The following is a 14602-nucleotide window of genomic DNA, read 5'->3' on the forward strand; positions in this document are numbered from 1 at the left end:
GCTTGACAAGTTTTTTGCTCGGCCTAGAATGGCAATTGTGCAGTGCATCAAACGGGCCGGCGGTAGCTTGTAGTACCAGTTTCCGCGCACGTTTATTTCGTCGCAGACAACCATCCTTACTCGCCGGACAGCCTCCGGCTACCCTAAGAGGAGCATTCTATGAGCGCTATTCCGCAACAAGTCCTTGACCGTCAAAAGGCCAGCATCAACACCATCGTGGCCGCCCAGACGGCCGTGTTCGCCGGCTTCGAAAAGCTGGTCGAGCTGAACCTGAAGGTCGTCAAGGCCACGCTGGACGAAGTCGCCCAGAAGTCGCAGCAAGCGGCTGAAGTGAAGGATCCGCAGGAAGCCGCCGCGTTCGCCACGGGCCTGCTGCAACCGGGCGCCGAAAAGGCCCTGGCCTACACCAAGCACGTGTACGACATCGTCGCCGGTGTGCAAGGCAGCCTGGTCAAGCTGACCGAAGAACAGATCGCCGAAAGCCAGCAGCAGTTGAGCGAAGCCGTCGACCAGTTCTCCAAGAACGCCCCGACCGGCTCCGAAAGCGCCGTCGCCCTGATCAAGTCCTCGCTGGCCACCGCGACCAGCGCCTACGATTCGATGACCAAGGCCGCCAAGCAGGCCGCTGAAGTCGCCGAGTCGAACCTGAATGCCGCCGCCAACGCGACCTTCAAGGCTGCAACGGACGCTGCCGATGCCGCCACCAAGGTCGCCAGCCGCACCCGCCGCAGCGCCTAAGTATTTGGCGCGCAGTGATGCGCAAATCGCAGTAATGTAGTACTGTTGAGTGACAGAGCAGAGCTGGAATTAGGGCCACCCACAGGGTGGCCCCTTTTTTTTGTCCAAGCCTTTTGCCTGAACTGCTGCCGGAGCCTTTGCCGGCGCTTGCGCCGGACGTTTCGCCGGTGCGCCCCTGCCGGTCAGCGGCGCGCCACGGCGCGCACGCACTCGCCCACCAGCGCGGGCCCGCGGTAGATCAGGCCCGTGTAGAGCTGGACCGCGTCGGCGCCGGCGTCCATTTTTTCGCGGGCCTGGCGGCCCGACAGCACGCCGCCCACGCCGATGATGGCAAGGCTGCCTCCCAGCTTTTCCTTCAGGCGGCGAATGACCGCCAGCGAAAGCTCATGCACGGGCGCGCCGGACAGGCCGCCGGCCTCTTCCGCATGGGCCTGCCCCTGCACCGCATCGCGCGACAGCGTGGTGTTGGTGGCAATGACCGCGTCGATGCCGTGCCGCGGCAGGATTTCGGCGATGGCGTCGATCTGCTCGTGCGTCAGGTCGGGCGCGATCTTCACGGCCATGGGGACGCGGCGCTGGTGCCGGTCTTCCAGGGCGCGCCGCTTGTCGGCCAGTTGGCCCAGCAGCGCGGAGAGCTCGTCGCCGCTTTGCAGCGCGCGCAGGTTCTTGGTGTTGGGCGACGAGATGTTCACGGTGACGTAGTCGGCATGCGGATACACCCCTTCCAGGCCGATGAGGTAGTCGTCGGCCGCCCGCTCGATGGGCGTATCGGCGTTCTTGCCGATGTTCAGGCCCAGGATCCCGCCTTGCTGGCGCCATGAACTGCGCTGCACGTTGGCCAGGAAGGCGTCCAGGCCCTGGTTGTTGAAGCCCAGGCGATTGATCAGCGCATTGGCGCGCGGCAGGCGGAACATGCGGGGTTTCGGATTGCCGGGCTGCGCGCGCGGGGTGACCGTGCCGACTTCGATGAAGCCGAAGCCCAGGTTGCCCAGCGCGTCGATATAGGCGCCGTTCTTGTCCAGGCCGGCCGCCAGCCCGATCGGATTGGCCATCTGCATCCCCATCAGCGTGCAGGGCGCCTTGGGTTGCGCGTGCAGGAGCTTGCGCGTGGCGCCGCAGTCATAGGCGCGCTGCAGGCCGGACAAAGTGACGTCGTGGGCGGTTTCCGCGTCCATGGCGAACAGCGCCGGGCGGGCCAGGGGATAGGCGTGGAAGAGGATAGACATGGGGCGGAATTGTAGAGGGAATTGATCCGTCCCTGGCGGCGGCATGGCTGCCGGGGAAATCAGGCGGGCGCGCGCTCCGCGTTGTCGCGCCATTCGCCGTCGACCAGGAACTGGGCGGGCCGGAAGGCGGATTTATAGGACATCTTGCGGCTTTCCGCGATCCAGTAGCCCAAGTAGAGCCACGGCAGGTTCAGCGCGCGGCATTGTTCGACCTGCCACAGGATGCTGTAGGTGCCCAGGCCGTCGGCGATATCGGGGTCATAGAACGTGTAGACCGAGGAAAGGCCGTCGTCCAGCACGTCGATGATGGAGACCATCACCAGCACGCCCTCGGGGTCGCGGAATTCCACCAGCCGGGTGTTGACGCGGCTGGTCAGCAGGAACTGGGCGTATTGCGTGCGGCTGTCTTCGTCCATGCCGCCGCCCGGATGGCGTCCCTGCTGGTAGCGCGTGTACAGTCGGTAGTGCTCGGGAGACCAGGCCAGTTCCGCCACGAACGACTGCAAGTGCTGGTGGTTGCGCCACGCGCGGCGCTGGCTGCGATTGGGCGCAAAGCCCGCCGTATCCACGCGCACCGGAATGCACGCCTGGCAGTTGTCGCAATGGGGGCGGTAGGTAAAGAGACCGCTGCGGCGAAAGCCCTGTTCGACCAACTGGGAATACGTGCCCGCATTGATCAGATGGCCGGGCGCGGCGACCTGCGACCGGGCCTGCCGCCCCGGCAGATAGCTGCAGGGGTAGGGGGCGGTTGCATAGAACTGCAGCGTGGAGAAGGGAAGTTCTTTGAGCTGGCTCATTGGAAATCCCGCATGACGGCGGCAAGCCCGTGACGGGAATGGCTAATATTAACGCCTAACCCGCATTGCAATCCGCGTCCCCGGCTGCGTCCGGATGCAACTGGCCCTGGCTGTCCAGGGTGCCGCGGAACCACGGGATGCCCAGTTGCGCCGTGGCGGTGCGCACGTGCCGCAGAAAGCGTTCGCGCGGCAGCGGGCGGGCGCCCATGCTGGCCAGGTGGCGCGTCTGCTGCTGGCAATCGATCCATTCGACCCCCTGGGCGTCCAGGTAGCGCACCAGGTAAGCCAGCGCCAGCTTGGACGCATTGGGCACGCGCGTGAACATGGATTCGCCGAAGAACATGCGTCCCAGGCTGATTCCATACAGCCCGCCCGCCAGTTCGCCGTCGATCCAGGTTTCGATGCTGTGCACGACCCCGGCGGCATGCCAGTCCCGGTAGGCCTCCTGCATGGCCGCGGTGATCCAGGTGCCGGGCTGGCCATCGCGCGGCGCGGCGCAGGCGGCCATGACCCGCGCAAAGGCGGTGTCGACCCGCACCTGCACGCGCGGGGTGGCGTCGTGTTCCCGGGCGGCGATCTGCCGCAGCAGCTTGCGCAACGAGTGGGACGGCGCGAAATCCTTGACGGCCAGCACCATGCGCGGATCCGGGCTCCACCACAGGAGGGGCTCGCCTTCCGAGTACCAGGGGAAGATGCCGTTGGAGTACGCCTGGGTCAGCCGGGCCGTGGACAGGTCCGCCCCGGCGGCCAGCAGGCCGTCCGGATCCGTCAGCGCGAATTCCGCAGGAGGGAACGGGGTGTCGGCGGCAAGCCAGGGCAGTTTCAACGGTGCGATTCTAGGGTGTAGTGGTGAGGACCGAAGGTGCCGCGCTTGCGGTCCTCGAAAAAGAGGCGCAGGGTGCTCGCGACGGTGCGAAAGGCCAGGTCGTCCCAGGGAATGTCGGCCTCGTCGTAGTAGCGGGCCTCCAGGCTTTCGGGCCCGGGATCCAGCTCGGGACCCAACGCCTGCGCCAGGTAGAACACATGCACCTGTTCGATCTGCGGCACGTCGATGATGGTGTAGATCTCTCCCAGCTGGATCTTTGCGCCGGATTCCTCCAGCGTTTCGCGCGCCGCGCCCTGTGCGGTGCTCTCGCCCAGCTCCATGAACCCCGCGGGCAGCGTCCAGGTGTTGTAGCGCGGCTCGATCGCGCGGCGGCAAAGCAGCACGCGGTTGTCCCAGACGGGTACGGTGCCGACCACCAGCCGGGGATTCTGGTAATGGATCGCACCGCAGTGATCGCAGATGTCGCGCTCGCGGTTGTCGCCTTCCGGCACCCGGCGGTTTACCGGCGAGCCGCATTGGCTGCAGAAATGGGAACGGCGCGGGGCGGGGAAGTATTCGAGGGGCGGTTTGGCGGTCATGGGTACGATTCTAACGGCTGCGGCGGGGCGTGGCGCGCCGGCCGGGCGGCGTGGCGGCGGGGCTGCCGAAGCGCGCTTCCAGGTGTTCGACGAAGGATCTCACTTTCGGCGACAGGAATCGCCGGTGCGGGTAGACGGCCACCATCGAGATGGGCGTGTGGGCATAGTCCGTCAGGAGCGCCGTGAGGCGTCCCGCGCGGATGTCCTCGCCCACCAGGAATTCCGGCTGCAGGATGATGCCGTGGCCCGCCAGCGCCGCCGTGCGCAGCACGTCGCCGTTATTGGCGCGAAGCGCGGCATTCACGCGCACCAGGTGGGTTACGCCGTCTTTTTCGAAGTGCCATTCGTTGCCCGTGCTGGCGTAGGCATAGTGCAGGCAGCGGTGCTGCTTCAGGTCTTCGGGCACGCGGGGCGCGCCGTGCTGCTTCAGGTAGGACGGCGCGGCGCAGACCAGCAACTGCTGCGGTGCCAGGGGACGGGCCACGAGCGACGAATCCACCAGCGGCCCGATGCGCACGGCGACGTCGTAGCCGTCTTCCACCAGGTCGACCACGCGGTCGTTCAGGTCCAGGTCGATCACCACGTCGGGATAGCGCAGGAGGTACTCGGCAATGGCCGGGCCCAGGTGCAGGATGCCGAAAGACACGGGCGCGCTGATCCGCAGCCGGCCGCTGGGCCGCTGGCCCTCGGCCTGCAGCGACAGCTCCAGGTCGGCGACTTCGGCCAGGATGGGGCGCACGCGCTCGTAGAATGCCCGGCCGGCATCGGTCATGCTGAGCTTGCGCGTGGTGCGGTTGAGCAGCCGCACGCCGTACTTCTGTTCCAGGTAGGCGATCTGCCGGGTGACCACGGAACGCGCCTGGCCCATCTTGTCGGCCGCCGCCGCGAATGAGCCCAGTTCGACGACCTTGGCATAGGTCTGCATGGCAGTATGGGTATCCAAGATTGTTTCCTTTCGGGGAACAATAATTTGCAATTCTGCATGTTTATCTTTGTTTTTGGAATCGCAAGAATACGCCCCAGAAGAATTCTCCCGTACCGGGAGCTTCGCTTTTCCGCACAAGGATGACTGCAATGATCGATACCCGTACCGCGCCCTACGCTGCGCTGCTGCTGCGCGTGGCGCTTGGCGTGATGTTCCTGGCCCATGGCCTGACCAAGCTGCTCGTTTTCACGCTGCCCGGCACCGCGCAGTTCTTCGGCAAGATCGGCTTTGCCGGATGGCTGGCCTATCCCGTCACGTTCTTCGAAGTGGCCGCGGGCATCCTGCTGATCCTGGGCGTCGTGCCACGCTGGGTGGCCGCTGTGGCGGTGATCCAGCTTTTCGTCGCCTCGACCGTCCACTTCGGCAATGGCTGGGGCTTCGGCAACCCGGGCGGTGGCTGGGAATACCCCATTTTCCTGACCGTGGCGGCGGCTGTGCTGGCGCTGCTGGGCGACGGCAAGTTCGCGCTGGTCAAAAGCGGCCGCCGCTGATCGCAACGATCAGCCCGCCGGGCCGCATGCGGCCCGGATGCGCCATCTCTCATCGGGACTTTCGCAGGCAGCCCTGACGCAGTCAGGTCGGATCGGCCTGCGGGCGCGGCTCAAAGCCCAGCCGTCCGGCAATATCCGCCTGCGCGATCGATTCCAGCGGCGCGGCCGCGTAGACATCGTCGTACGCCGCAGGGACCGACTGGCCAGGCGCCATGGCCGCCAGGGCGTCCAGCAGGGGCGCCCCGTCTGCCGTCCGCATCTTGTCCAGCAGCGGTTGCAGGTCGCGGTCCAGCACGATGCCTGCGCCCAGGGGCGTCGTCGCGTAGAGCCGGCCCTCATCATCAAGCCACCAGCCGCTGACCGATGCGACGCGCGCGTTCGTATGCGTGACCAGTCCGCGGCCGTCGTCCGCAAGGCGCAGCACATAAGGCGCCGCGTCCAGCCGTACGTAGACCCGTTGCGGGCCGTTCTGGAAAAACCAGCGGCCTGAATCATCGTGGTCGTAATTGCGGCTGATGAAATCCAGGATCTGCGTGTTGGTGATCGGTTCGCCCGGCGCGCCTTCGTTTGCCAGGCCCTGCGGATGCAGGCGCCAGCGTCCGCGCGCATCGAGCGACAGCCAGCCGTACACCGCCGGCACGTTCGGCCAGCGGGCGAGGGCGTCTTTCACCGATTGGTCCATGGTCAGGGGCGAATGATGATCGGGGGCGGGTTGATGACGATGGCGGGCGCTGCCGGCATCACGGGCACCGCCACGGGCTGCGGCGCGTAACCATAAGCATAGCCGTCGCGGCACTTGCGCTTTTCGCTGTAGTCGCCGTTGCGCTTCCATTTGCGCTCGACCTTACAGGCGCCATCCCAGTACTTTTCCTTGTACTCCCCGCCTTTATGGCGATGGTGATGATGGTGCCGGTCGCCCGCCTCGGCGGCAACCGGCGCCAATGCAATCAGCGCGGCGGCGGACAGGGTCAGGAAAGAGGCGCGATGGCTCGCGCGCGGCTGCGAAACCGGGATGTTATGCATGGACTCATCGTTCAAATGAAAACGGGGTCACCATAGCAATCATCCGGCTGACCGGGCGTAGTGATGGGTAACGAGATGCTGGGGGAGGGGGAAGAAAAGATGCTGGAGGCGCAAGCCGGAATCGAACCGACGTACACGGATTTGCAATCCGCTGCATAACCACTCTGCCATTGCGCCAGCACTTGCAAGAAAAAAGGAAGCGCGGTGTTGGCCGTTGCTTCCTCTTTGTATTTGGAGCGGGAGACGAGTCTCGAACTCGCGACCTCAACCTTGGCAAGGTTGCGCTCTACCAACTGAGCTACTCCCGCGGAGGTACTGCTATCTGCTGTACCGTTGATGAAAACCTGTTTTGCCAACAGGGCTGTTCACCAAAGACAGCGATTATACATGCTTTTCGGGGCTTCGCATTCAGACCGAACGCATTCAGACCGAAATTGGAGCGGGAGACGAGTCTCGAACTCGCGACCTCAACCTTGGCAAGGTTGCGCTCTACCAACTGAGCTACTCCCGCGATTTGCACCGCGTCCCGCATTGCTGATTGACCGTTGAATCTGGCGAATGCCTTGCGGATTCGTCGTCGATTCGGGCGGCTGCCCAATCAGCGAGGCGAGAGTATACATTACTTTTTTCATCCATCAAGCCGGGCGCTTGCGCGGACCTGGCTGGCTTTCTGGCATGAAATTCACACATGAAAAAAGGGCCTTTCGGCCCTTGTCTCAATGCACTGCAGAATCAAAAAACGCTGCAGCGCTGAATTTGGAGCGGGAGACGAGTCTCGAACTCGCGACCTCAACCTTGGCAAGGTTGCGCTCTACCAACTGAGCTACTCCCGCATTGGTTCCGTAAACTGCTCAGAACCGCATTTCTTATTCACTCTGATCAACTTGGTTATCGATCAGAAGGCGCGCAGTCTAGCACGATTTTTTGAGCTTGTCCTGAGCTTGATTTAAAGCCTGTCTTGCCGGCTTTGGTTCGGGTCAAGCACTCAATCAAGTAAACTGAGCGAAGACCGCAACTATAGCACACCTCGTAGCATCCATGTCAAATTCCTTCGCGGGGCTCGCGCCCGATTCCGACGCGCCCGAGGCTTTGTCACCGGCCGTGCAGGACCTCACCGGGCTGAATACGCTGGGGCTGGCATCCCGGGCCGACGCATTCGTCACGCTGCGCGACCCCGCGCAACTGCCTGCCCTGTCCGCGTTGGCAAGCCAGGCGCGTTCGCTGCTGGTGCTGGGCGGCGGCAGCAATCTGGTGTTGCCCGAGCGCGTGCCGGGCCTGGTTGCGCGCGTGGCGTTCCAGGGCGTGCGCCTGTTGGAGGCCGGACCGCAAGCGTGGCTGGTCGAAGCCGCGGGCGGGGAGAGCTGGCATGGCTTCGTGTCGGCGTGCGTGGCGCAAGGGTGGGATGGCCTGGAAAACCTGGCCTTGATTCCCGGCACCGTGGGCGCCGCGCCCGTGCAGAACATCGGCGCCTATGGCGTCGAACTGCAGGAGCGCTTTCACAGCCTGACGGCTTGGGATGTGCGCGAAGGGCGCTATGTCGACATGCAGGCGGCCGATTGCCGTTTCGCTTATCGGGATAGCGCGTTCAAGCATGACGAGCCCGGGCGTTGGGTCATCGTGCGCGTGCGTTTTTCCCTGCCGCGGCCATGGCGTCCCATGCTGGCGTATCCCGACCTGCAGCGCCATGCGCGGCTGTCGGGCGCATCGCCAACCGCCCGCGACGTGTTCGACGCGGTCTGCGAGATCCGTCGCGCCAAGCTGCCGGACCCGGCAGTCACCGGCAACGCGGGCAGCTTCTTCAAGAATCCCATCGTCCCGGCCGCGCAACGCGATGCGCTGGCGGGGCGTTTTCCGGGTCTGGTGTCGTACGCGCAGCCAGACGGCCGCTATAAGCTGGCGGCGGGCTGGCTGATCGACCAGTGCGGCTGGAAGGGCCGGGCGTTGGGCGCGGCGGGCGTGCATGACCGCCAGGCGCTGGTGCTGGTCAATCGGGGCGGCGCGACCGCTGTCGACATCATGGGGCTGGCGCGCGCCGTGCAGGGTGCCGTGGCCGAGCGCTACGGCGTGAAACTCGAACCGGAACCCGTAGTGGTCTGATTCGCCGGCCCAAAAAAAACAGGACCCTGCGTGGGTCCTGTTTTTTTTGCGCCAGGATCAGAGTCCCAGCACGGACTGCATGTCGTAGAGCCCGTTGTGCTTGCCTTCGAGGAAGCGCGCCGCGCGCAGCGCGCCTTCCGCGTAGGTCGCGCGGCTGGACGACTTGTGCGTGATCTCGATGCGCTCGCCGATGCCGCAGAACGAGACGGTGTGGTCGCCGACGATATCGCCGCCGCGCAGCACCGAAAAGCCGATGGTGCCGGGCTTGCGCACGCCGGTGTCGCCATGGCGGCTCCAGGTGGCCACGTCAGGCAGCGCGACTTCCCATGCGGACGCGATGGTTTCACCCATCTTCAGCGCGGTGCCCGAAGGCGCATCCACCTTGTTGCGGTGGTGGGCTTCGAAGACTTCGACGTCGTAGCCCGAGTTCAGGATGCGGGCCGCCATGTCCAGCAGCTTGAGCGTGGCGTTGACGCCCACGCTCATGTTCGGGGCAAACACGATGGCCGTCTTCTGGGCGGCCACTTCGATCGCGGCGCGGCCATTGTCGTCAAAGCCGGTGGTGCCGATGACGGCCTTCACGCCGTGCTTGACGCAGGCCTGCAGATGCTTGAGCGTGCCCTCGGGACGGGTGAAATCGATCAGGCAATCGGCGCCCGCCAGCGCATCCAGGTCGTCGGTGATGGCCACGCCCGTCTGCTTGCCCAGCGTGGCGCCGGCATCGCGCCCGACCGCGCTGGAGCCCGGGACGTCCAGCGCGACGGCCAGTTCCAGGCCGTCGGCCTTCAGGACGGCTTCGATCAACATCTGGCCCATGCGGCCGTTGGCGCCGGCAATAGCAATACGCATAAGAAATCCTTGGTGTCAGAGCAGCGGCTCGGGCGCATTGCCGGGCTGGCCGGGGTATTGGTTGATCGGACTGACGGGCGCATCGGCGTCCCGCTTTTGCTCGTCCTGCTCTTGCTTCATGCGGGCTTCGTCCTGGTCCAGGCGCAGGTCGGTCTTTTCGTCGGCGACGGCGTCCGGGGTGTTGATCTGGTAGGGCTGCAGGTCGGGCTGCTTGTCGCCTTCCCATCGCACGAGCCGGTCGTTTTCGAACCAGACGGTGAACTTGCGCTCCTGCGCGTCGCCGTAGCCGGGCTTGAAGTAGTACGGGTAGTCCCAGCGGTTGGCGTGCAGCACGCTGGTGAGCGTGGGACTGCCAAGGGCGAAGCGGACTTGCTCGCGGGTCATGCCGGGCTGAAGCAGCGCAACCTGCTCCTGCGTGATCCAGTTGCCCTGCTGGACGGGGGCCTTGTACGGGAAGCCCCATTTGGTCGAGGTGCAGCCGGCCAGGGCAACGGCCAGGGCGGCGATGGCCAAACTGGTCTTCAGCGTGCGGGAGGGAATACGTGCAAACATGGACACTACGCGCCCCTATTATTTGGAAGCAAGCAAAACCGTTATCATAAAGGTTTCATAAGGATAGTTCCGCGTGGCGGCATGAATTCGGCGAGCCGTCTTGCGGTGACCCCTGTCCTTGCCCATGCCAACGCGGACGGAGAGCGATTACACCATGAGCGACCAAAGCGAACTGAAAAACATGGGTTTGAAGGCGACTTTTCCTCGCCTGAAGATTCTTGATATTTTCCGCAAATCCGGTGAGCGTCACCTGAGCGCCGAAGACGTCTATCGCGCCCTGATCGGCGAAAACGTCGAAATCGGCCTGGCAACCGTTTACCGCGTGCTGACGCAGTTCGAGCAGGCCGGCATCCTGGCGCGCAGCCAGTTCGACAGCGGCAAGGCCGTTTTCGAACTGAACGACGGCGACCACCATGATCACCTGATCTGCACCAACTGCGGCAAGGTCGTCGAGTTCTCGGATCCCGAGATCGAAAAGCGCCAGCAGAAGATTGCCAAGGACAACGCCTTTGCGCTGGAAAGCCACGCAATGGTGCTGTATGGCATTTGCGGAAGCTGCCTGAAGGGTCGTTGAACCCGGATCGGCAAGCGGAAGGCCGGGCCCTTGGACCACGGCCCCGCCAAGCGCAAAAGCCCCTTCATAGAGAAGGGGCTTTTTGTTGTCCGCAGACAGGGGGGATCGGGCGCGCGCAGCTTCCTGGGCGGGCGCGGCTTAAGACGCCGCCTGTCCGAAACCTTCCAGCATTTCGCGCGCATGTTCGCGCGTGGTGGCGGTGAGCGTCATGCCGCCCAGCATCCGCGCGATCTCTTCGACGCGGGCGGACGGGTCCAGTTCTTCGATGCTGGAACGCGTGGTGCCGCGCGATTCGGTCTTGCTGACCAGGAACTGGTTGTTGGCGCAAGCCGCGACCTGGGGCAGGTGGGTGACGCACAGCACCTGATGGCGCTCGCCCAGTTCACGCAGCAGCTTGCCGACGGCTTCGGCGACCGCGCCGCCCACGCCGCTGTCGACTTCGTCGAAGATCAGCGTCGGGACGCGCGCCGCACGGCTGGCGATGACCGACAACGCGAGCGAAATCCGCGACAGTTCGCCGCCTGACGCCACCTTGGCCAGCGGGCGCGGCGTGGTGCCGGCATGGCCGGCCACCAGGAATTCAACCTGTTCGCTGCCATGCGCGGAAGGGGCGGAAGGCGCAAGGGTGGGCTCGAAGCGGCCACCCTGCATCGCCAGCGTCTGCATGGCCTGCGTGACCTGCTTGGCGAGGTCCTTGGCGATCTTGCGGCGCGCCGTGCTGAGCTTGGCGGCGGCCGTGTCGTACTGCGCCTGTGCCGCGGCCGCCTGGGCGCGCAGGGCGTCGATGTCCCCGGCGGCCTGCAGGGCGGCAAGCTCCGAATGCAGCGATTCGCGCAGGTCGCACAGCGCGTCGGGTTCGACGCGGAACTTGCGGGCGGTTTCGAAGACGAGTCCCAGCCGCGCTTCCACGTCGGCGAGCCGCTTGGGGTCCAGTTCGACGCGGCTGACGTAGTTGTTCAGGTCCGACACGGCTTCGCTGATGGCGATGCGGGCCGATTCAAGTTCGTCCTGGACGCCCTTCAGGCCCGGATCGTGCCGCAACATCTGCTGGATGCGCTGGTTGGCCGCCGTCAGGCGGTGATGGGCGGAGTCGCCTTCGCCATCGAGCGCTTCGAGGATCTGCGAAGCGCCGTCGAGCAGCGACTGCGAGTGGGAAAGCCGCGTGTGTTCGGATTGCAGGGCTTCCCATTCGTCCGGCCCGAGGTTCAGTTGGTCGAGTTCATCGACCTGCCATTGCAGGCGCTCGCGGTCGGAGGCCAGGCTCTCGGCGTCTTTTTCGGCGGACTCCAGTTGCCGCGCCAGGGCGCGCCACTGCTTCCAGGCCTGACCCACGGCGTGGCGAAGCTCGGCATGGCCGCCGTGGGCGTCCAGCAGGTCGCGTTGGGCGTCGGGGCGCATCAGGCTCTGGTGCGCGTGCTGTCCGTGGATGTCGACCAGGCTGTCGCCGAGTTCGCGCAATTGCGCGACGGTGGCGGGGGTGCCGTTGATATAGGCGCGGCTGCGGCCCTGCGCGTCGATGACGCGCCGCAGCGAGAGTTCTTCGTCGGCGTCGATTTCACGCTCGGCCAGCCAGGCATGCAGCGCCTTGGGCGTGTCGAACACCGCGGTGATGTCGGCACGGGCCGCGCCTTCGCGCAGCATGCTGGCGTCGCCGCGTTCGCCCAGCGTGAGCGCCAGCGCATCCACCAGGATGGATTTGCCCGCGCCGGTTTCGCCGGAAAAGACGGTGAAGCCGGGACCGAAGTGGATCTCGGTCTGTTCGACGATGACGAAGTCTCGGATGTGCAGGGTGCGCAGCATGGGGGGCGCCAACTACTCTACGTTGTCGGAGGCTTCGGGCATCAGGTTCCAGTGCAGCTTGCGGCGCAGGGTGGAGAAGAAGCTGTAGCCTTCGGGATGCACGAAGCGGATGGTATAGGGCGCGCGCTGCACGACGATGCGGTCGCCCGGTTGCAGGTCGGACCAGGTCTGCATGTCGAAGTGCACGCTGGCGCCGACTTCGACGCGGCCCATGGCCGTGAGGGTCATGTTCAGCACGCCCGTGTCCGGAATGACGATGGGGCGGTTCGACAGTGTTTGCGGCGCCACCGGCACCAGCACCAGGGCGTTCATGCCGGGGTGCAGGATGGGCCCGTTGGCCGACAGCGCATAGGCGGTGGACCCGGTGGGGGTGGCGATGATCAGGCCGTCGGCGCGCTGCGTGTACATGAAGGCGCCGTCCAGCTCGACCCGCACCTCGATCATGCCCCCGCGTCCCGCGCGATTCAGGACCACGTCGTTCAGGGCCGACGCGGAATACATTTTCTGGTCGCCGCGCCAGACGCTGCCTTCGAGCAGCATGCGGTCTTCGATCTGGAAGCTGCCTTCCAGCACGCGGGCAAGCGCGGCGTGCGCGTCCTGCAGGGCGATGTCGGTGATGAAGCCCAGCCGCCCGTGGTTGATGCCCACCAGCGGCATGCCGTAAGGCGCGAGGTGGCGGCTGGCGCCCAGCACCGTGCCGTCGCCGCCCATCACGACGGCGAGCGAGGCGGTCTTGCCGATTTCTTCGAGCGTGGCGATGGGGTATTCGGTCAGCCCGGTGTTGCGCGCCGTGTCCGCGTCGATCAGCACCTGCCGGCCCGCCTGCGTGAGCGCGTGCGCAAGCGCTCTCAGCGGTGTATCCAGGCCGGTGTCCTGGTATCTGCCGATCAGGGCGACGATAGGAAAATGCATGGCTGCGTCAAAAGTGAGAAGGGCGAAACCGGAAAGCCGAATCCAGCCCGAAATGAGCCGGTTAGCCGATTATATGGGGCCGTATATCGGGTTGCGGGACAAAAATCGCCTCAATTGGAAAAGATTCCCTAAAATAGCCGTTATGGATGACCGCGCACGCGCATTACTGAAAGCGTTGATAGAACGCTACATCGCCGATGGGCAGCCAGTCGGCTCGCGGACGCTATCTAAAGTCTTCGATTTGTCCCCGGCCACCATCCGCAACGTCATGGCGGACCTGGAAGAGCTGGGGCTGATCCATAGTCCGCACACCTCGGCGGGCCGCGTACCCACGCCGCGCGGCTACCGCATGTTCGTCGATTCGCTGCTGTCGGTGCAGTCGTACCAGCTGCAGCCGCACAACATGGGCGAAATGCTCTCGGCGGCCGAGCCCACCCGCGCCGTCAACGCGGCCGCGGCGCTGCTGTCGAACCTGACCCAGTTCGCGGGCGTGGTGCTCACGCCCAAGCGCGCGCAGGTCTTTCGCCAGATCGAATTCATTCGCCTGTCGGACAAGCGCGTCCTGCTCATCATCGTGACGCCCGACGGCGACGTCCAGAACCGCATTCTTTTCGTGCAGCGCGATTACTCCGAATCCGAGCTGCTCGAGGCCGGCAACTTCTTCAACATGCATTTCGCCGGCAAGTCCTTCAATGCCGTCCGGCAGACGCTGTCGACCGAACTGGCCCAACTGCGCGAAGACATCTCCCGCCTGATGCAGGCCGCCGTCGAGGCCAGCGCCGAAGCCGCCGAAGACGGCGATGCCGTGGTCATTTCGGGCGAACGCAAGCTGCTGGACGTGACCGACATCGCGTCCGACATGGACCGGTTGCGCAAGATGTTCTCGCTGTTCGAGAAAAAGACCGATCTGCTGCAGTTGCTGGACGTGTCCAGCCGGGCGCAGGGCGTGCAGATCTACATTGGCGGCGATTCGCAGCTCGTGCCCATGGAGGACGTCTCCGTCATCACCGCGCCCTACGGCGTGGATGGCAAGGTGGTGGGCACCCTGGGCGTGATCGGGCCGACCCGCATGGCCTACGAACGCGTCATTCCCATCGTGGACATCACGGCGCGCTTGCTGTCCAACGCCCTCAGCCACAATCAGTAGTTCCATT

16 protein-coding genes and 4 tRNA genes are annotated in these 14602 nt (G+C 65.1%); 5 read left to right on the forward strand and 15 right to left on the reverse strand.

Features of this window, described 5'->3' with window-relative positions; all coding sequences use genetic code 11:
• Nucleotides 1-159: 159 nt before the first annotated feature.
• Nucleotides 160-738 (forward strand): TIGR01841 family phasin, encoded by a 579-nt coding sequence (gene phaP, locus BXA00_RS14195; RefSeq protein WP_076519066.1) that lies wholly within the window; start codon nt 160-162, stop codon nt 736-738.
• Nucleotides 739-920: 182 nt separating this feature from the next.
• Here phaP and BXA00_RS14200 read toward each other — a convergent pair whose 3' ends face one another.
• Genes BXA00_RS14200 through BXA00_RS14220 form a run of 5 tightly spaced genes read right to left on the reverse strand, consistent with a single transcriptional unit; the run spans nt 921 to nt 5108 of the window.
• Nucleotides 921-1964, reverse strand: a complete 1044-nt coding sequence (locus BXA00_RS14200; RefSeq protein ID WP_076519067.1) for a quinone-dependent dihydroorotate dehydrogenase — start codon at nt 1962-1964, stop codon at nt 921-923.
• Between the two features lie 59 nt (nt 1965-2023).
• Complete coding sequence (locus BXA00_RS14205) at nt 2024-2761, reverse strand: arginyltransferase (protein WP_076519068.1); 738 nt, start codon at nt 2759-2761, stop codon at nt 2024-2026.
• A gap of 55 nt (nt 2762-2816) precedes the next feature.
• The gene (gene aat / locus BXA00_RS14210) at nt 2817-3587 is read right to left on the reverse strand and encodes a leucyl/phenylalanyl-tRNA--protein transferase (RefSeq protein WP_076519069.1); all 771 of its coding nucleotides are present in this window, start codon (nt 3585-3587) and stop codon (nt 2817-2819) included.
• The gene (locus BXA00_RS14215; RefSeq protein WP_076519070.1) at nt 3584-4165 is read right to left on the reverse strand and encodes an NUDIX hydrolase; all 582 of its coding nucleotides are present in this window, start codon (nt 4163-4165) and stop codon (nt 3584-3586) included. Before BXA00_RS14215 ends, aat begins: the two co-directional genes overlap by 4 nt.
• 10 nt (nt 4166-4175) lie before the next feature.
• Nucleotides 4176-5108: a LysR family transcriptional regulator gene (locus tag BXA00_RS14220; protein ID WP_076519071.1), complete on the reverse strand. Its 933-nt coding sequence runs from the start codon at nt 5106-5108 to the stop codon at nt 4176-4178.
• A gap of 131 nt (nt 5109-5239) precedes the next feature.
• Between BXA00_RS14220 and BXA00_RS14225 the strand changes: the two genes are divergently transcribed.
• The gene (locus BXA00_RS14225; RefSeq protein WP_076519072.1) at nt 5240-5641 is read left to right on the forward strand and encodes a DoxX family protein; all 402 of its coding nucleotides are present in this window, start codon (nt 5240-5242) and stop codon (nt 5639-5641) included.
• A gap of 82 nt (nt 5642-5723) precedes the next feature.
• On the opposite strand, the gene BXA00_RS14230 is transcribed toward BXA00_RS14225, so the two are convergent.
• The 6 genes from BXA00_RS14230 to BXA00_RS14255 form a co-directional block, all read right to left on the reverse strand.
• Complete coding sequence (locus tag BXA00_RS14230; RefSeq protein WP_076519073.1) at nt 5724-6323, reverse strand: DUF2946 family protein; 600 nt, start codon at nt 6321-6323, stop codon at nt 5724-5726.
• Between the two features lie 2 nt (nt 6324-6325).
• Nucleotides 6326-6664, reverse strand: a complete 339-nt coding sequence (locus BXA00_RS14235; protein ID WP_076519074.1) for a hypothetical protein — start codon at nt 6662-6664, stop codon at nt 6326-6328.
• Nucleotides 6665-6767: 103 nt separating this feature from the next.
• Nucleotides 6768-6841: transfer RNA gene (locus BXA00_RS14240), tRNA-Cys, on the reverse strand.
• 55 nt (nt 6842-6896) lie between these two features.
• A tRNA-Gly gene (locus tag BXA00_RS14245) sits at nt 6897-6972 on the reverse strand.
• 127 nt (nt 6973-7099) lie between these two features.
• Nucleotides 7100-7175 (reverse strand) — tRNA-Gly (locus BXA00_RS14250).
• Between the two features lie 246 nt (nt 7176-7421).
• Nucleotides 7422-7497, reverse strand: a tRNA-Gly gene (locus BXA00_RS14255).
• Nucleotides 7498-7702: 205 nt separating this feature from the next.
• On the opposite strand from BXA00_RS14255, the gene murB reads away from it, so the two are divergent.
• Complete coding sequence (murB, locus tag BXA00_RS14260; protein ID WP_076519075.1) at nt 7703-8761, forward strand: UDP-N-acetylmuramate dehydrogenase; 1059 nt, start codon at nt 7703-7705, stop codon at nt 8759-8761.
• 57 nt (nt 8762-8818) lie between these two features.
• On the opposite strand, the gene dapB is transcribed toward murB, so the two are convergent.
• Complete coding sequence (gene dapB, locus BXA00_RS14265; RefSeq protein WP_076519076.1) at nt 8819-9610, reverse strand: 4-hydroxy-tetrahydrodipicolinate reductase; 792 nt, start codon at nt 9608-9610, stop codon at nt 8819-8821.
• A gap of 15 nt (nt 9611-9625) precedes the next feature.
• On the reverse strand, nt 9626-10162 hold the full coding sequence (locus tag BXA00_RS14270) for an outer membrane protein assembly factor BamE (RefSeq protein ID WP_076519077.1): 537 nt from the start codon (nt 10160-10162) through the stop codon (nt 9626-9628).
• A gap of 154 nt (nt 10163-10316) precedes the next feature.
• On the opposite strand from BXA00_RS14270, the gene fur reads away from it, so the two are divergent.
• Complete coding sequence (gene fur / locus BXA00_RS14275) at nt 10317-10736, forward strand: ferric iron uptake transcriptional regulator (RefSeq protein WP_056321269.1); 420 nt, start codon at nt 10317-10319, stop codon at nt 10734-10736.
• A 138-nt stretch (nt 10737-10874) separates the two neighbouring features.
• Here fur and recN read toward each other — a convergent pair whose 3' ends face one another.
• Together recN and BXA00_RS14285 are read right to left on the reverse strand one after the other, a co-directional pair.
• The gene (gene recN / locus BXA00_RS14280) at nt 10875-12536 is read right to left on the reverse strand and encodes a DNA repair protein RecN (protein ID WP_076521956.1); all 1662 of its coding nucleotides are present in this window, start codon (nt 12534-12536) and stop codon (nt 10875-10877) included.
• A 12-nt stretch (nt 12537-12548) separates the two neighbouring features.
• Complete coding sequence (locus BXA00_RS14285; RefSeq protein ID WP_076519078.1) at nt 12549-13448, reverse strand: NAD kinase; 900 nt, start codon at nt 13446-13448, stop codon at nt 12549-12551.
• 142 nt (nt 13449-13590) lie between these two features.
• Between BXA00_RS14285 and hrcA the strand changes: the two genes are divergently transcribed.
• A complete protein-coding gene (gene hrcA / locus BXA00_RS14290; protein ID WP_076519079.1) occupies nt 13591-14595 on the forward strand; it encodes a heat-inducible transcriptional repressor HrcA in 1005 nt (334 codons plus the stop codon).
• Nucleotides 14596-14602 lie beyond the last annotated feature (7 nt).

Origin of the sequence: Achromobacter sp. MFA1 R4 (genome assembly GCF_900156745.1) — a bacterium.
Classification (GTDB): Bacteria; Pseudomonadota; Gammaproteobacteria; order Burkholderiales; family Burkholderiaceae_B; genus Achromobacter.